This window comes from Arthrobacter sp. GW822-FHT05G07 (assembly GCF_058799755.1).
Map to the genome: position 1 here is coordinate 82,452 of NZ_JBXALT010000001.1, position 16,368 is coordinate 98,819.

The 16,368-nt window shown below is 63.9% G+C and carries 15 protein-coding genes; 8 read left to right on the forward strand and 7 right to left on the reverse strand.

Features of this window, described 5'->3' with window-relative positions; genetic code table 11:
• Positions 1-2: 2 nt before the first annotated feature.
• The gene (gene gatC / locus AC1RJY_RS00385) at positions 3-299 is read right to left on the reverse strand and encodes an Asp-tRNA(Asn)/Glu-tRNA(Gln) amidotransferase subunit GatC (protein WP_011774169.1); all 297 of its coding nucleotides are present in this window, start codon (positions 297-299) and stop codon (positions 3-5) included.
• A gap of 511 nt (positions 300-810) precedes the next feature.
• Here gatC and AC1RJY_RS00390 point away from each other — a divergent pair.
• On the forward strand, positions 811-1,095 hold the full coding sequence (locus tag AC1RJY_RS00390) for a hypothetical protein (protein WP_210064308.1): 285 nt from the start codon (positions 811-813) through the stop codon (positions 1,093-1,095).
• 157 nt (positions 1,096-1,252) lie between these two features.
• Here the strand turns inward: AC1RJY_RS00390 and AC1RJY_RS00395 are convergent, their stop codons facing one another.
• Entirely contained in the window at positions 1,253-2,767 is a 1,515-nt protein-coding gene (locus tag AC1RJY_RS00395; RefSeq protein ID WP_498600887.1) for a CitMHS family transporter, read from the reverse strand.
• Positions 2,768-2,965: 198 nt separating this feature from the next.
• Here AC1RJY_RS00395 and AC1RJY_RS00400 point away from each other — a divergent pair, with 198 nt between their 5' ends.
• Together AC1RJY_RS00400 and AC1RJY_RS00405 are read left to right on the forward strand one after the other, a co-directional pair.
• On the forward strand, positions 2,966-4,666 hold the full coding sequence (locus AC1RJY_RS00400) for a sensor histidine kinase (protein WP_498601240.1): 1,701 nt from the start codon (positions 2,966-2,968) through the stop codon (positions 4,664-4,666).
• Positions 4,659-5,318 (forward strand): response regulator, encoded by a 660-nt coding sequence (locus tag AC1RJY_RS00405; RefSeq protein WP_011774165.1) that lies wholly within the window; start codon positions 4,659-4,661, stop codon positions 5,316-5,318. Before AC1RJY_RS00400 ends, AC1RJY_RS00405 begins: the two co-directional genes overlap by 8 nt.
• A 70-nt stretch (positions 5,319-5,388) precedes the next feature.
• Here the strand turns inward: AC1RJY_RS00405 and AC1RJY_RS00410 are convergent, their stop codons facing one another.
• Positions 5,389-5,781: a RidA family protein gene (locus AC1RJY_RS00410; RefSeq protein WP_011774164.1), complete on the reverse strand. Its 393-nt coding sequence runs from the start codon at positions 5,779-5,781 to the stop codon at positions 5,389-5,391.
• 57 nt (positions 5,782-5,838) lie between these two features.
• Positions 5,839-6,351 carry a GNAT family N-acetyltransferase gene (locus AC1RJY_RS00415; protein ID WP_011774163.1) on the reverse strand — a complete coding sequence of 171 codons (513 nt, stop codon included), beginning with the start codon at positions 6,349-6,351 and terminating at the stop codon, positions 5,839-5,841.
• A gap of 457 nt (positions 6,352-6,808) precedes the next feature.
• On the opposite strand from AC1RJY_RS00415, the gene AC1RJY_RS00420 reads away from it, so the two are divergent.
• The 5 genes from AC1RJY_RS00420 to AC1RJY_RS00440 are packed head-to-tail and all read left to right on the forward strand — an operon-like array spanning position 6,809 to position 11,991.
• Positions 6,809-7,918 carry an ABC transporter substrate-binding protein gene (locus AC1RJY_RS00420; RefSeq protein WP_498600890.1) on the forward strand — a complete coding sequence of 370 codons (1,110 nt, stop codon included), beginning with the start codon at positions 6,809-6,811 and terminating at the stop codon, positions 7,916-7,918.
• Positions 7,919-7,920: 2 nt separating this feature from the next.
• On the forward strand, positions 7,921-8,853 hold the full coding sequence (locus tag AC1RJY_RS00425) for an ABC transporter permease (RefSeq protein ID WP_011774161.1): 933 nt from the start codon (positions 7,921-7,923) through the stop codon (positions 8,851-8,853).
• Complete coding sequence (locus AC1RJY_RS00430; protein ID WP_498600892.1) at positions 8,829-9,557, forward strand: ABC transporter ATP-binding protein; 729 nt, start codon at positions 8,829-8,831, stop codon at positions 9,555-9,557. Before AC1RJY_RS00425 ends, AC1RJY_RS00430 begins: the two co-directional genes overlap by 25 nt.
• A 32-nt stretch (positions 9,558-9,589) precedes the next feature.
• Positions 9,590-10,957 (forward strand): LLM class flavin-dependent oxidoreductase, encoded by a 1,368-nt coding sequence (locus AC1RJY_RS00435; RefSeq protein ID WP_011774159.1) that lies wholly within the window; start codon positions 9,590-9,592, stop codon positions 10,955-10,957.
• Positions 10,957-11,991, forward strand: a complete 1,035-nt coding sequence (locus tag AC1RJY_RS00440; protein ID WP_014921192.1) for an aldo/keto reductase — start codon at positions 10,957-10,959, stop codon at positions 11,989-11,991. Before AC1RJY_RS00435 ends, AC1RJY_RS00440 begins: the two co-directional genes overlap by 1 nt.
• Before the next feature lie 21 nt (positions 11,992-12,012).
• Here the strand turns inward: AC1RJY_RS00440 and AC1RJY_RS00445 are convergent, their stop codons facing one another.
• The 3 genes from AC1RJY_RS00445 to ligA are packed head-to-tail and all read right to left on the reverse strand — an operon-like array spanning position 12,013 to position 16,359.
• Complete coding sequence (locus tag AC1RJY_RS00445; protein ID WP_498600894.1) at positions 12,013-13,221, reverse strand: AAA family ATPase; 1,209 nt, start codon at positions 13,219-13,221, stop codon at positions 12,013-12,015.
• 10 nt (positions 13,222-13,231) lie between these two features.
• Positions 13,232-14,056: an inositol monophosphatase family protein gene (locus tag AC1RJY_RS00450; RefSeq protein WP_498600896.1), complete on the reverse strand. Its 825-nt coding sequence runs from the start codon at positions 14,054-14,056 to the stop codon at positions 13,232-13,234.
• Positions 14,053-16,359: an NAD-dependent DNA ligase LigA gene (ligA, locus tag AC1RJY_RS00455; protein WP_498600898.1), complete on the reverse strand. Its 2,307-nt coding sequence runs from the start codon at positions 16,357-16,359 to the stop codon at positions 14,053-14,055. Before ligA ends, AC1RJY_RS00450 begins: the two co-directional genes overlap by 4 nt.
• Between the last annotated feature and the right edge of the window lie 9 nt (positions 16,360-16,368).

Consider the following 16,368-nt stretch of genomic DNA (forward strand, 5'->3'; position numbering starts at 1 on the left):
GATTAGTCCTCATCCAGGATTGCCGGGACCTTGAAACGGTTCTCGTAAGAATCCGGAGCGCCGGACAACGCCTGCTCAGCTGTGAACGTGTGGCCCACAACGTCCTCACGGAACACATTGGTCAACGGAATCGGGTGCGACGTCGCCGGGACGTCCTCACCCGCAGCTTCGCTCACGCTCTTCACCGAATCCACGATGACAGCAAGCTCAACAGCCATCCTGTCCAGTTCTTCGGCACTCATTTCAATGTGAGCCAGACGCGCAAGATGCGCGACGTCGTCACGGTTGATCGCAGCCATGGATCTCCCCTGCAAAGTTCAAATGGTTTTCCGAACCAGTCTACTTGGCTTGGGTGTGCCGGGCAGACGGTGGACAGGTGCCATGGCTCGGTTAGCCGTCCCTCCAAATCCTGGGTCCGCGGCTAGGACTGGCACATAATACTTCAGGGTTGATTTCCGCCTGCGCCTCGATCTCTCGTCATGGGCCGGCCGGAAAGGACACGTCATGGGTACATGCTCATCGCCGAATTTGTCATTTCGATCGATTAACGAGGGTGGCTAGGGCGTATTGGAAGGCAGGTGTTTTGGCGTACGACATTGATACCGGCAGGGCGTTGGCCGTGGTGGCTGCATCGAAGCAGCGCAGTAGTGGGCTTGGCCCGGTGCAGGCAAGTGTTCGGCATGTCCGTGATGGATTGAGCGGCGCTCTCCGCAGCGGCCCTGTCTATGTTTCTCTCCAGCTTTACGGCGAGACCGTGCTGATGCCTGGCCTGCAGGCCTTGGCGCGGATTACGTGTCAGAACCTTGCGGGGTGCACGCGCGGGCTGACGGTCGGCTGTATCAGCGCCAGATAGACGGCGGTCCCGTCGATGATCCGCCGGCTGCTGTGGAACGAATGAAGGCCCACTTGGAGGCCAAGGGATACACGATTGGAAACATCTTCGACAACATGGGCGGAAACATCACAGGCATCCAGCTCAATGCGGAAAGCCCAAGAAGGCTCCTCGTACAGTTCACGCCGTCCAAAGAAACAAGCTTCATCAAGGTGGTTGGCGAGTGCACCTTGGACCCGGCCGCCAGGAAGAAGACCACCTGAATGGGTGTCTCATCCCCAATCCGCTCACCCCACCTCAGACGTCCCCTCACGCCAAATCGCGGGTCCGCTGCACAATACGCCGTTGCCAAACGGCGAATTGGAGACGAACCCGCGAACTCGACACCGAGACACTCGGATGTGTTGAGGTGGCGGCTCGTTAGCCGATGCCGATGGCCCCGGTCAGAACACCGACTGCCAGCATGACCACCGAGATCACGGCCGTGCGCCAGAGGACCTTCTTGTGGTGGTCGCCCAGATCCACCTTGGCGAGGGAAACCAGCAGGAGGATAGCCGGCACCAGGGGGCTCTGCAGGTGGAAGGGCTGCCCGGTGATGGAGGCGCGGGCCATGTCCACTGCATCCACGCCATAGTGAGCGGCGGTTTCGGAAAGGACCGGCAGGACCCCAAAGTAGAAGGCGTCGTTGCTCATGAAGAACGTCATCGGGATGCTCAGAAGCCCGGTGATGACTGCCATGAACGGTCCCATTTCGGCGGGAATGATTTGGACGAGCCACTCGGACATTGCCTTGACCATGCCCGTGCCGTTGAGGACACCGGTAAGGACTGCGGCGGCCATGACCATGCTGACGACGGCGACGATGGACGGTGCGTGGGCGATCAGCTGGGCGCCCTGGTCCTTGACCTTGGGGAAGTTGACCAGCAGTGCGATCGCGGAGCCCACCATGAACACGAACGGCAGCGGGACAATGTTGGCCACCAGGACCACCATCACAGCGACGGTCAGGCCAAGGTTGAACCAGAACAGCTTGGGACGCAGCGTAGTGCGGTTGGGGTCCAGGGCGGTGTCTGCCATAGCGGTGTCGTGATCGTCCACCAGCGTGGCCGGGTCTTCAAGAACCGCGACGCCGGAACCTCCGCCGGTGCCCGGCTTGGCTGCAGTTGTGGCAGAGGAGTTGCGGCCGAAACTGAAGCGGCCTCCGCCGACGCCGAAGCCCGAACCCGAACCCGAACCCGCGGCAACCGAACCGCCGCGGCGCGTGCCGCCGTCGAACGCTTCCGAAGGATCAGCGACGTCGCCCCAGATCTCGGGAGCGGTGGTGCGGAGGCGGTTGCGTTCCTGCAGGCCGAGCAACCAAGCGAACACCAGAACCACGATGAGGCCAACGATGAGTGACGGGACCATGGGAACGAAGACGTCGTTGACATCCAGGTGAAGTGCGGTGGCCGCGCGGGCCGTAGGGCCGCCCCAGGGCAGGATGTTCATGGTGCCGTTGGCGAGGCCGGCCACGCAGGTGAGGACCACGGGGCTCATCTTGAGCCGCAAGTAGACGGGGAGCATGGCGGCCGTGGTCAGGATGAAGGTGGTGGATCCGTCGCCGTCCAAGGAGACTGCCGCTGCCAGGATGGCGGTGCCGAGGACCACTTTGGCGGGGTCGTTGCCCAACTTGCGCAGGATGAACTTCACCAGGGGGTCGAACAGTCCGACGTCGATCATCAGGCCGAAGTAGATGATGGCGAACATGAGGAGCGCGGCAGTGGACGTCATGGACTTCATTGAGTCCATCACCATGTCGCCGATGCCGAGGCCCGCTCCGGCGAAGAGGCCGAAGACTGTGGGGACGATGATCAGCGCCAGTACTGGCGTCAATTTTTTGGTCATGATCAGGACCATGAATACCGCAATCATTGCGAATCCAAGCAAAACCAGCACGGCCGGCTCCTTACTACTGTGAATGGCGCCACGTCGGTGTGATGCGCACTACAGACAATATGGTGGCCTCCGTCACGGGCAGGGGTTTCGGGGAATTGTTGGGAATACTGCTCGTTGCGAACGTTTTGCGCATTGTGCTCAGTGATTCAATGGATCAGGAGGAAAGGAGCGAAGGTGCCGCGCAACAGCCGGGTCAGCATGCGTTTCTCCACCCAAACCCTTCTCCTCCAGCTAGGGGTTGTCCTGCTGGTGGTCCTGCTCAGCGGGACGGTCCATGCGTGGCTGGTCTATGAACGCATCGGCACCGAAGCCGAAAACCAAGCACTCACCCTTGCCAGGACCGTCGCCGCGGATCCCGAGATCAGGTCCGGCGTGCAAACCATCAGCAAAGAAGAAGGAACCCCTCCCCCGGATGTCCTCGCCGCCGGAACACTTCAAGCGGCGGCCGAAGCTGTGCGAGTGCGGACTGGGGCCCTGTTCGTGGTGATTACGGACGAAACCGGCCTGCGCCTGGCTCACCCTGAGACGGCGCGGCTGGGTGAACGCGTCAGCACAGACCCTTCAGTGGCGCTGGGCGGGCAAGAGATCACCACCCGCAACACGGGAACGTTGGGGCCATCGGCGGGGGCGAAGGTGCCGGTGTACGCTCCGGAGAACTCCACCACAATCGTGGGCGAGGTCAGCGTTGGCTATTCCGTGGAGTCCCTCAGCAACAGCCTTGCCCGCGACATTGTGCCCATTGCACTCACCGCCGGCGGCTCGCTGCTTGCCGGCGTCCTGGCCTCCTTCCTGCTCCGTCGCAGGCTCCAACGACTCACCCTCGGCTTGGAACCGGAAGAGATCAGCACCTTGGTCCACGACCAAGTGGCGGTGCTCCAAGGCGTGGATGATGGTGTGATCGGCGTTGCCGCAGACGGACGGATCTCCGTGTTCAACGCCGCCGCAGCAAGGCTCTTGGACATGCCGGATGCCACCGGCCAGGACTGGGCATCGGCGGCCGTCCCTGAACAGCTCAAACAGCTCACGCAGCCTGCGGCCCGGGACGCCGAGGCCGTGGAAGTCGTGGCGGGCGGACGCGTTCTGGTGGCCAGCGCTCGCAAAGCCTGGCATCGGCAAGAGGATCTTGGCTGGGTGGTCATGCTGCGGGATCGCACGGAATTGCAGCAACTCACCCGCCAGCTCGACGCCGTGGGGACCATGTCCACAGCCCTGCGCGCCCAGCGCCACGAGTTCGCCAACCAACTCCACACCATTGCCGGTTTCATGAGCATCGGCCAACACCACGCCGCCAAGGAATACCTGGCCCGGATCTCGGCCACTGGTCCGCTGAAGTTCCCCGTGGAGCAGGCCGAATTGCTCCAGGACACGTATCTGCAGGCCTTCGTTGGCGCGAAAGGCGTGGAGGCTTCGGAGCGCGGCGTGGCCCTCCGCATCGGCCCCGAAACACTGGTCCGTGGGCACGTGGCCGATCCACAAGACGTCACCACGGTGCTCGGCAACCTGATCGACAACGCGGTGAGTGCCGCCGTTGCCGGCTCGTCAGCGGAACGATGGGTGGAAGTCGAACTGCTGGACGACGCCACTGAGAACGGCGGGACCCTGCACATCCTGGTGGGCGATTCCGGCGACGGTTTGGGGAGCCTGGAACCGGAAGAGGTTTTCGCCGAAGGATTTACGACGTCGGAACAACCGGTACGCTCAGGGGCTGGACAAGGTTTGGGGCTGGCGCTGGTGCGGCAGCTTGCGCGGCGGCGTGGCGGCGATGTCCGCGTCCTGGAGCCCGGCAGCAGCGGCGGTCCCGGCGCCGTGTTCATGGCGACCATCCCCGGCGTCATGGATTCCGCGGAGCATGCGGGCACAGGTGCCGACTCAACGTTGAGGGAGGACAGCAATGGCTGAGGATTTGCGGGTGTTGATCGTGGACGACGACTTCCACGTGGCACGGCTCCATGCAGCCTATGTGGATTCCGTGGCCGGCTTCATGGCTTTGGCGCCGGCTGGGTCGGTTTCACAGGCACTGCAGGCGATTCACAGCCTTCGTCCGGATCTGGTGCTGCTGGACGTGTATCTCCCGGACGGCTCCGGTTTGGATCTGTTGGGTCAACTGGACGTCGACGCCCTCATGCTGACAGCGGCCTCTGACGCGCAGTCCATCAGGGTTGCCCTGCGGCGCGGCGCGCTTGGGTACATGCTGAAACCGTTCACCGCTGAGTCACTGTCCCAGCAACTCCGGTCCTACGCGCGGTATCGGCGGATCCTGGGGCAGCAGACAGCCGTTGACCAAACCACCATTGAGCGCGCCAAACGGTCGCTGATTCCGGGCGATGTCACACCGTCAGCCAAGCCCCGTTCCGCCACAGAGGCTGCGGTCCTGGAATCGTTGCTTCCCGGGGAGCAGTACTCAGCTGCCGAGGTTGCGGAGAGGGTGGGCGTTTCCCGGGCCACGGCGCAAAGGTACCTGTCCTCGCTCGCGGATGATGGCGCCGTCGAGATCCAGCTCCGCTACGGAAGTACGGGCCGTCCGGAACACCGCTACGGCATCCCCGCCTGACCCAAGTAACTGGCATTAGTGGTTGTTCTGAGCGCTCAGAACAACCACTAATGCGACTCAGGCGGGTGCGCTACGCGGACTTTTGCGCCACGAGCTCGATTTCCACGAGCATCTGCGGATCGAGGAACGGCAAGACGTGGACCAGGGCAAGCGTGGGGCGGATCTCGCCGAAGACCTCACCGTGGGCGCGGCCGGCGTCTTCCCACTTGCTGATGTCCGTCAGGTACAGCTTGGACTGAACCACGTCCTCGTAGGAGAACCCGGCGTCTTCCAAAACAGCGCCGAGCTTCTCAAGGATGTACTTGGTTTGCGAGTAGAAGTCGTCGCCAACGATCGCCTGTTTGCCATCAACGAGCCCTGAAGCGGCCGTGGCGGAAATGAAAAGAGTGTTGTCCACCTGGACTGCCCGGGAATAGCCAAGGGTCTGCTCCCAGACCGAACCCGTGCCGAATGTCTTGCGCATGCCGCGCCTTTCCTGTCGCTTCGCCCGATCCGGTGACCGGCGTTTACGAAGGAAACTTTATGACTGCGGGAGGTCCAGCCGGTAAACGAACAGCTTTATGTCGGTGCCGGGCACAAACCAGTCACGGTGCGGGGCGCGGTCAAAACCTGTCCGCGCGTAGAGGGCGTTGGCGCTTTCCCACGTGGCTCCAGTGGTCAGGGACACGGCGTTGATTCCGTCCATGGCCTTGGCTTGATCGATGACAGCCTGCACCAAGGCACGTCCCGCCCCGGATCGCTGAACTGCCGGATCCACCACCAGGGTACGGAGTTCCAGTTCGTCGTCGAGGCCGATGTCGGAAAAGCCGCCGCCTGCCGGGGCTGCCGTCACTGACCCGATGACCTCGCCGTTGCGCTCCGCCACCAGGATCTCAGCGTGCTCCGCGCGTCCGGCAACGTCCTGGAGCTTCTGCAGGTACGGGTGATCAGCGTCGCCGTAGTACCCCGCGGTGACGTAGGAGTCCTGCGTGATGCGGGCAACGGCGTCGTAGTCTTCGGGCAGGGCGGGACGGACGGTAATCGGCGAAAGCACCTACCAATGCTAGTCGTGCTGGCGGCGCCCGCCGCGCCAAAGGCCCCTTTCCGTGATGGAACTATCAGTCACGTCTGGAACGCACGACGCCGAATGGTTGGCCCGCGCTGTTCAGGCGGGTGCCTCTGGGCTGCTTTTGTGTTGCCTCCCGTGGCGTCGAATTGAGCCGCGTTGCGTGCGGTGAACCCCGGTTTCGTGCTGTTGCGCGTAGATGTCGAAACGCTGGCGCGGGGCAATGCGGGCGTGCTTGAGTTACCACACGGCAAAGCCCGGCCGTGAAAACTTCGTGCACACAGAACAGGAGGAACCGATGCCCAAGACCGATGTCCCAGCACACGTAACTCAAGCTCACTCCTGCTGTCCGTCCTGCCTTCAGAACTAGCGATCTGTACCGCTGCGCCGTCGATGCCCTTGGCTCCGGGCAGCAGCGACCCCTCCCGCACCTGAAAGGCTTTGCATGTTTTCCGCGTCCCTCCGCGCCCAAAAACTCCCCACAACACCCCCGAACCGCCGCCAAATCCTCGGCACCCTTCTCGCCATTCCCGCCCTGGGCCTGTTGACCGCTTGCGGCGGACCAGCAGCGGCCGGAGGCGTAGCCACGCAGGCGGCACAGGTCACCGCCCCGCTAGCCACCACCGTTCCGGAAGGCACCACGCTGGTAGTGGGCGACCCATCCGTGCAGGTGGCCCTTGAACTTTCCGGCCTGGACAAGAAGCTCAGCTTCCCCGTGAAGTTCGCCAACATCTCCGGCGGCCCTGCCACTACTGAAGCGTTCCGGGCCAACGCCCTGGATGTAGGTTCAGTGGCGGACATTCCTCCCATCCACGCGACGTGGACGGGGCTGGAGGTCCGCATCATCGCCAGCGTCTACCGCCAGAATGCCGTGAACCACCCGTTGTACGAACTGGGTGTGGCACCCGGTGCGGGCATCACTGACCTCCAGGGCCTTCGCGGCAAGAAGATCGCGTACAGCCCCGGCCAAGCGCAAGGGGCCCTGGTGCTGCGCATCCTGGAAAAGGCCGGCCTGCAGCAAAAAGACGTGAAGCTCGTGGAACTACCCAGCACGGGTGACACCTACTCCACAGCCCTGTCCAGCAAGCAGGTGGACGCAGCGCCTTTGGGCGGCGTCCAGATCAAGCGGTACCTGGCCAAGTACGGCGCCGACGGCGGAACAACGCTGCGGCACGGCCTCAGGGACGATCCCGGCCACCTGTACGCTCCGGCCAAGGTGCTTGACGATCCGGCAAAAGCTGCGGCGCTTGCCGAGTACGTCGAAATCTGGGGACAGGCCCAACGCTGGATCCAGGACCACCCCAAGGAATGGCTTGAGGGCTACTACGTCAAGAACCAGGGGCTTTCCGCCGAGGACGGCCAGTACCTGATCGATGCCGCCGGCGAGCGCGACCTCCCCACGTCCTGGACCGAGGCCATTGCCCGGCATCAGCAGACCATCGACCTCCTCGCCAAGGAACAGCAGAAGCCCAAGCTGGATGCCGCCAAGCTGTACGACCTCCGCTTTGAGGCCATCGGCGGCACGGCTTACGCGGCCGCTGGAAAGGGGGCGTAGCCATGACCACCACTGCTGCCCGGCGCACGGCTACGGTCACCGCTCCCCCGCCAGGAACCGCACCTCCGCCAAGAAGCGACGTCGCTACTCACCCGGGTTCCGGCGTCGAACCTCACCTCGATCCGAACCTCACCGGCAGGCCGGATGTCCGCCCGGCGAGCCGCCGCCTGGGCCCCGGGAAGCGTCGCCGCTTTGCGGGCTTGGTGGGTCCTGCCGCGTTGATCCTATTGTGGGTGGTTGCTTCGGCGACGGGCCTGCTGGATCCCCGGATCCTGTCCGAGCCTTGGACCGTGGTCTCCACGGCGGGCGAATTGATCGCAGACGGCCGACTCCAGGAGAACCTGGCGATCTCGGCCCAGCGTGCAGGTTTGGGATTGTTCTTCGGGATCGTGGTGGGTGCCGTACTGGCGGTCCTTTCCGGGCTGAGCCGCGTAGGCGAGTCGCTGATCGACGGTCCAGTGCAGATCAAGCGGGCCATTCCCGGACTCGCCCTGATCCCCCTGCTGATCCTCTGGTTCGGCATCGACGAAACCATGAAGGTCCTCACCATCACTTTGGGCGTGTTCGTCCCCATCTACCTCCAGACCCATGCTGGTTTGCGGGGCATCGACCTGCGGTACGTCGAACTGGCGCAAACGGTGGGCCTGAGCCGGGCCGGGTTCATTCGCCGCGTAGTACTACCGGGAGCGTTGCCGGGATTCTTCCTGGGGCTTCGTTTCGCCGTCACCGGCGCCTGGGTGTCCTTGGTGGTGGTGGAACAGATCAACTCCACCAGCGGCATCGGCTACATGATGGAGCTCGCCCGCACCTACGGACAAACAAACATCATCGTCCTCGGCCTGGCGGTCTACGGCGTCCTGGGACTGGTTTCCGACGCAGCCGTCCGGCTCCTGGAACGAAAGGCATTGTCGTGGCAACGCACACTGGCGGGCTAAGCACCCTCCGGACCGGCCCCTCCTACGAAGTATCCGTCCGGAACCTCATTCGCAGCTTCGGCCCGAAAGGCGTACTCAACGGGGTGGACCTTGATATCGCACCGGGCGAGTTCGTTGCCCTCCTCGGCCCCAGCGGCTGCGGCAAGAGCACCCTGCTGCGTGCCCTCGCCGGACTGGACGGTGACGTCCGCGGCAGCGGAGTGGTGAAGGTCCCGGAGCAGGTGTCCGTGGTGTTCCAGGACTCGCGCCTGCTGCCGTGGGACACCGTGTTGGGCAACGTCACCTTGGGACTCAGGGATCACGACGCCGATGCCCGCGGCCGCCGCGCGCTCGCCGAAGTGGGACTCGCCGGTCGCGGAAAGGCGTGGCCACACGAACTGTCCGGCGGGGAACAGCAGCGCGTCGCCTTGGCGAGGTCGCTGGTGCGCGAGCCCAAGCTGCTGTTGGCCGATGAACCTTTCGGTGCGCTGGATGCCCTCACCCGGTTGAAAATGCATGCACTCCTTAAGGACCTGGTCGCCGCGCACCGCCCGGCGGTCCTGCTCGTAACCCACGACGTCGACGAGGCCATCACCTTGGCCGACCGCGTCATCGTCCTCCAAGGCGGCCGTGTAGCCCTTGAGCGCAAGGCTGGAACCGCCGTCGACCATTCAGCGCTGAGGGGCGAACTGCTCGAAGCCCTCGGCGTCCATTCTGCTGCCTAACCCCCCTCGTATTCGAACCAAGGAGAAACCCCATGACTGAACCACAGCGCAAGCTCCACCTGAACGCTTTCCTCATGAGCACAGGCCACCACGAGGCCTCGTGGCGCTTGCCCGAAAGCGATCCTCTCTCCTCCACCAAGGTTGAGCACTACCAGCACCTGGCCCGGGCGGCTGAACGAGGAAAGCTGGACTCCATCTTCTTCGCGGACTCCCCCGTCCTGTTCGGCGAGGTGGGCCGCCGCCCTGCCGGCAAACTGGAACCTACAGTGCTGCTGACAGCCATCGCCGCGGCAACGCAGAAGATCGGCCTGATCGCCACCGCTTCTACTACCTACAACGACCCCTTCAACCTGGCACGCCGCTTCGCGTCGGTGGACTGGGTCAGCGGCGGCCGCGCTGGTTGGAACGTCGTCACGACGGCGGGACCGGACGCTGCGAGGAACTTCGGCGTGGATGACCAGCCGGCACACGCTGTCCGTTACGAGCGGGCAGCCGAGTTCATCGAGGTAGCCCAGAAGCTGTGGGACAGCTGGGAGGACGACGCCGTGCTCGCGGACAAAGCCGAGGGCGTGTGGGGTGACGACAACAAGATCCGGGCTATTGAACACGAGGGCAAGCACTTCCGTGTGCGCGGCCCGCTCAATGTTCCCCGCTCGCCGCAGGGCCACCCACTGATCGTTCAGGCAGGGTCCTCCGAGGACGGCAAGAAGCTTGCTGCACAGTACGCCGAAGCCGTGTTCACCGCGCACCAGACATTGGCTGACGCCCAAGCTTTCTACTCAGACCTCAAGGCACGAACCGCAGCTGTGGGCCGCGACCCTGAAGGCATCAAGATCCTCCCGGGCATCGTCCCGGTGATTGGTTCCACGGAGGCCGAAGCCCTGAAACTTGAGCGTGAACTCGACGAACTTATCAAGCCGGAGTACGCCCGGGAGCAGTTGGCCAAGACCTTGCGTTTGAAGCCCGAAGACCTTCCTCTGGACCGCCAACTGCCCGCCGATCTTCCCTCCGAGGACGACATCGAGGGTGCCAAGAGCCGCTACACGCTGATTGTGGAACTGGCTCGTCGCGAGCAGCTCACGGTCCGGCAGCTGATCGGCCGCTTGGGCGGTGGACGTGGCCACCGCACGTTCTCCGGAACGCCGGAGCAGGTGGCGGACGCCATCCAGGACTGGTTCTTCGCGGGCGCGGCCGACGGCTTCAACATCATGCCCCCGGTCCTCCCCTCCGGCCTGGAGATCTTCGTGGACCAGGTAGTACCGATCCTCCAGCACCGCGGCCTGTTCCGTACCGAATACACCGAGTCCACTCTCCGCGGACACTACGGGTTGGCCCGTCCCGAGAACCGTTACGCCGGTTCCGAGGGACAGCAGCTCACGTCCATCGGATCGGCGTTCTAATGACCGAGTACCGGAACCTGGGGCGAACCGGCGTCAAGGTCAGCCAGCTGACGTTGGGGACCATGATGTTCGGGGCCATCGGCAACCCTGACCACGACGACAGCATCCGCATCATCCACAGGGCGCTGGACGCCGGCATCAACCTGGTGGACACCGCCGATGTGTACTCTCAGGGCGAGTCCGAGGAGATCGTGGGCAAGGCACTGAAGGGTCGGCGCGATCAGGTTGTCCTGGCTACCAAGGTCCATGGACGCCTCGGCGACGACGTGAACCAGGCCGGCAATTCGCGCCGCTGGATCATCCGCGAAGTTGAGGACAGTCTCCGCAGGCTGCAGACAGACTGGATCGACCTATACCAGGTGCACCGGCCGGATCCCGACACGGACATCGACGAAACACTGGGTGCGCTCAGCGACCTCGTCAGCCAGGGCAAGATTCGTTACATCGGTACGTCTACGTTCCTTCCCGGCCAGATCGTCGAGGCCCAGTACGTTGCCCGAGAACGCCACCGGGAACGGCCTGTCACGGAGCAGCCGCCGTATTCCATCCTGGCTCGTGGCGCAGAACGGGAGGTCCTGCCGCTGGCGCAGCAGCACGGACTCGGGGTGCTTCCGTGGAGCCCGCTCGCCGGAGGCTGGTTGTCCGGCCGGATCAAGGCCGACGGCGCGCACCTTCCGTCTAGCCGCGCGGGTCGCCAACCAGCCCGGCACGATCCGGACCTGCCCGGGAACGCCCTCAAAACGAAGGCCGTGCTCGAGCTGACGGAGCTGGCCGATCAAGCAGGACTGTCGCTGATCCACCTCGCGCTGGCCTTCGTCCTCGAACACCCGGCGGTGACCTCTGCGATCATCGGACCGCGCACGCTGGAACACCTTGAAGCAGCCCTCGGGGCGGACAAGCTCACCCTGTCACCCGATGTGCTGGACAGGATCGACCAGATCGTTCCTCCAGGGACCACCCTCAACACCGCTGATGCGGGCTATGAACCGGCGTGGCTGACGGAGCCGGCCCGGCGTCGTCGTTCATTGCGGTAAGTACCTCCGCGAAGGGCGCGATCAGCGCTTGGGCCAGCTCCACAGCGGACCTTCCAGCGCGCCCAGGCCCTTGATCCTGGTCTCGCCGAGGTCCTTGTAGAGCTCATGCTCATGGGCGGCCCCGCTTTCGCGAAGTGCCTTAAGCAAGGCCTCGGAGTGGGTCACCACGATCATCTGGCTGTTGGCACTGGCTTGGACTATCAGTCCGGCCAGTGCCGGCATCAGGTCGACGTGGAGGCTGGTCTCAGGTTCGTTCAGGACCATGAGCTCCGGGGGCCGCGGCGTCAGCAAGGCCGCGGTGAGCAAGAGGAACCGCAGCGTCCCGTCCGAGAGTTCGGCTGCCTTCATGGGCCGCAGCATGCCCGGCTGGCGCAACTCCGCACTGAAGCGGCCGTCGCTGACGGCGATCTCCAGCCGGCTTCCCGGAAAGGCGTGATCGACGGCGGCATCCAACTGCCGCTCGAATCCCACCTCGCGCAGCGTTTGGAGTGCGGCCGCGAGATCCTTGCCACTGTGGTGCAACACCGGGGTGCGTGTTCCAAGCTGCGCCTGGCGGGCGGGAGCCTCTGCATCTGTGCGGAAGTGATCGTAGAAGCGCCATGAACGAACCGAGTCCCGAACCCGCAGCACCTCGGGTGCCCGGTCCTGATCCGAAACCTCAGTCAGCATGCTCTGGAACGTGTCCAGCCGCCGGGACAACTCTGTCCATTCGCCGTCTGGTCCGCGCAGCTTGGCCAGGCTGCCCTTGCGGTCCACCAACAACGAACCCGGCCGTGCCACGGGCCCGGAAAAGATCTGCTCCCGTTTGATCTCAGGATCCAGGCTGAACGCCGAAGGGCGGGAACGGCCGGTTTCCTGGTCAAAACCCGCCCCGCTGGAAACCGGCATGCCAAGGTCCACCAAATATCCAAAGTCGTCGCCGGAGTACCCCAGTTTCAGGTTCACGGACTCCCGACGAACAGTTCCCTGGACAGGTACCTCGCCACGGCGCATGGCCTCACTGATGGACTCCGGCCCGGCCCACAGCGTGGACGCCAAGCCTCCATCCCTGGCCAGAGAGCCCACCACGTTCCCCGAATCACCCCCGGCACATTCGGCGAGCAGCCGAAGCGCCCGGTAGAGGGAAGACTTACCACTGCCGTTGGCCCCGGTCACGATATCCAGGCCATGCAACTCGATGGCGAGATCCCGGATGGAACGGTAATTGGCGATGGCGAGTGCTTTGATCACTGGTTGATGATCACAACGGGAATTTGCCGGACAGTTCCAAAGCCCCGGCGCACATCCACGCCGCCAAACGGTCCTCTGTGGTGGGACCGCCATCCAGCGGGCTCTCCAAGCGCGGCCGGCGCACCCAGCAACCAGCCTCTTCCGCAATCAGCGCGCCTGCCGAAAAGTCGTGCTCGTTGAGGCCCCGCTCCCCGTAGGCGTCGAAAGTACCGTCTGCCACCAGGCAGAGATCCAGCGCAGCCGACCCGAGACGTCGGACATCGGCAAATCCATCCATGAGCCCGGCGAGGCCTTCAGATTGGCTGGCCCGGGTGGCGGGATCGTAGCTGAAGCCGGTGGCCAGGATAAGCCCCGTCCGCCCGGGAACGGGACCCGTCAGGCGCGTCCTCTCTCCACCTGTTTCCACCCATGCACCCTGACCGCGGGCTGCCGAATAGATGCGGCCCAACGCCGGTGCGTGAACGACGCCCGCCTGCCAGACGCCGTCGGAGTCCGCTACCGCAACGGAGGTGGCGTAATAGACGATGTTGCGGATGAAGTTAGTGGTCCCGTCCAAAGGATCGATGGACCAGCGGTACCCGGAAGGCTGTTCGGGCCGGGTAGTGCCGTGTTCCTCCCCCGTGATGGCGTCGTGCGGCCGCTGGGCAATGATCGCTTCGCGGACCGCATTCTCGGCCGCGACGTCGAAAGCCGTGACCCAGTCGCCGGCCTCGCCCTTGTTGCTGGTTTCCAAACCATCACCACCCGTGCCGGTGGCAGACCGCTGGGCGAGCACAGCAGCGCCCGCAGCCGCGGCACGTTTCGCGACAACAAGGAGTTCGGCGGCGTCCGTCATTCGGTGGCTGCTTCCGCTGCTGTTTCATCCACTACGGTAGCTTCATCCGTTGCGGCTTCAGCTTCCGTCCCGGTCTGTGCCGGTCCGTTGGCCAGGAGCTCGCGGAAGCCGTCCTCGTCCAGCACTGGTACGCCCAGTTGCTCAGCCTTGTCCAGCTTGGTGCCGGCGCTTTCACCGGCCACCAGGTAACTGGTGTTCTTGGAGACGGAACCGGACGCCTTGCCGCCACGGATGATGATGGCCTCCTTGGCTTCGTCGCGGCTGAAGTTGGGCAACGTGCCGGTGACTACCACTGTGAGGCCCTCAAGGGTCCGCGGTACCGAAGCATCCCGCTCGTCCTCCATTCGCACGCCGGCAGCGGCCCAGCTGTCCACGATCTCGTTGTGCCAGTCCACTGCGAACCATTCCTTGAGCGCCACGGCGATGGTGGGTCCAACTCCGTCAACATGGGCCATTTGCTCTTCGGTGGCGTTGCGGATGGCGTCCATGCTCCCGAAAGCGGTGGCAAGTGCGCGGGAGGCTGTTGGTCCAACGTGCCGGATGGACAGCGCCACCAGCACTCGCCACAGTGGCTGCTGCTTGGCTTTCTCCAGCTCAGCGAACAGTTTTTCCGTGGTGGCGGTCGGTTTGGACGGAGACTTCGCCGTTCCCTTGGTATAGAAATACGGAACGAGTTCATACTCTCCCGTGCCCACACCCTTGGAGCGCTTTTCCCTGCGGATCAGGACATCCGCCAGATCTTCCCGCGTCAGGCTGAACAGGCGGGCCTCACTGGTGAGCGGCGGCGTCTCCGGCTCTGCGGGTTGGGTCAGTGCCACAGCCGCTTCCCAGCCCAGTGCTTCGATGTCGAAAGCACCCCTGCTGGCAACGTGGAACACGCGCTCCCGCAGCTGCGAGGGGCAGGACTTGGCGTTGGGGCAACGAATGTCCACGTCGCTTTCCTTGGCCGGAGCCAGCGGCGTGCCACAGGACGGGCATTCGGTGGGCATCACGAATTCACGGACGGGCGGTTCCTGCTTGTCACGCAAGGCAAGGACGGGTCCGACGATCTCGGGGATGACATCGCCTGCTTTGCGGAGAATCACGATGTCGCCGATCATCACGCCCTTGGCCTTGACCACGTCCTGGTTGTGCAGCGTAGCCATGCCCACCGTGGAGCCGGCCACCTTCACGGGTTCCATCAGGCCAAAGGGAGTCACGCGACCGGTGCGGCCCACGTTGACGGCGATGTCCAGGAGCTTCGTGTGGACTTCCTCGGGCGGGTACTTGTACGCGGCAGCCCATCTGGGCACGCGGGACGTGTACCCAAGGGCGCGTTGAGTGGCAAAGTCATCAATCTTGACCACAATGCCGTCAATCTCGTGCAGGAGCTTATGCCTGCGCTCACCGTAGTCGGCAATGAACTTCAGGACGTCGTCGAAGGTCTCCAGCACCTTGAGGTATGGGCTGACAGGGAGCCCCCATTCCTCGAGGAGCTTGTAGGTTTCCGATTGGCTCTTCGCATCCAAGCCTTCACGGGCACCGATGCCATGGACAAACATGCTGAGGGGCCGCTTGGCCGTTTCCGCGGGATCCTTCTGGCGAAGCGAACCAGCGGCGGCGTTGCGGGGGTTGGCAAGCGGTGCCTTGCCGGCAGCCACCAAGGACTCATTGAACTCAAGGAATGCCTTGGAAGGGATGAACACCTCGCCGCGGATCTCCACTTCCGATGGGTAGCCGGAACCACTGAGCTGCCGTGGGATTTCCTTGATGGTGAGAACGTTGTGGGTGATGTCTTCACCGGTGGTGCCGTCGCCTCGGGTTGCGGCACGGACCAGTTTCCCGTCCCTGTACAGCAGATTGACGGCAAGGCCATCGATTTTCAGTTCAGTCAGCCACGCGATGGGCGGGACGGAATCGCCGAGCTTCGCCACTGACGCTTCAGCTTTGCGGACCCAGGCTTCGAGCTCATCCAAGGAGAAGACGTCGTCAAGGCTGTACATCCGTTGCAGATGCTCCACCGCCGCGAAGGCAGATGAGACCTCGCCTCCAACCTCCTGAGTGGGCGAGTCGTTGGACACGAGCTCCGGGTGGAGTGCTTCCAGTTCCTCCAGCCGGCGGTACAGTTCATCAAACTCGGCGTCGGAGACTGTTGGCGAGTCTTCCTGGTAATAGGCATACCGATACTTGCGGACAAGGTCCGCCAGTTGCTCGTACTCATCCCGCAGGGACTCCGACGGCGGAGTCCCTGCCTCTGCGACGATGGCCGCAGCGGTGTCCTGGGTTGTGGTGTCGACCGGATCCGGATTCTCTGGTGTGCTCACAGCTCTATC

Bases quoted from the DNA above. Each gene is read 5' to 3' on its own strand.
- AC1RJY_RS00435 (WP_011774159.1), top strand. From the start codon at position 9,590: ATGACTGAACCACAGCGCAAGCTCCACCTGAACGCTTTCCTCATGAGC.
- AC1RJY_RS00425 (WP_011774161.1), top strand. From the start codon at position 7,921: ATGACCACCACTGCTGCCCGGCGCACGGCTACGGTCACCGCTCCCCCG.
- AC1RJY_RS00420 (WP_498600890.1), top strand. From the start codon at position 6,809: ATGTTTTCCGCGTCCCTCCGCGCCCAAAAACTCCCCACAACACCCCCG.
- AC1RJY_RS00410 (WP_011774164.1), bottom strand. From the start codon at position 5,781: ATGCGCAAGACATTCGGCACGGGTTCGGTCTGGGAGCAGACCCTTGGC.
- gatC (WP_011774169.1), bottom strand. From the start codon at position 299: ATGGCTGCGATCAACCGTGACGACGTCGCGCATCTTGCGCGTCTGGCT.
- AC1RJY_RS00450 (WP_498600896.1), bottom strand. From the start codon at position 14,056: ATGACGGACGCCGCCGAACTCCTTGTTGTCGCGAAACGTGCCGCGGCT.
- AC1RJY_RS00400 (WP_498601240.1), top strand. From the start codon at position 2,966: ATGCGTTTCTCCACCCAAACCCTTCTCCTCCAGCTAGGGGTTGTCCTG.
- AC1RJY_RS00440 (WP_014921192.1), top strand. From the start codon at position 10,957: ATGACCGAGTACCGGAACCTGGGGCGAACCGGCGTCAAGGTCAGCCAG.
- AC1RJY_RS00405 (WP_011774165.1), top strand. From the start codon at position 4,659: ATGGCTGAGGATTTGCGGGTGTTGATCGTGGACGACGACTTCCACGTG.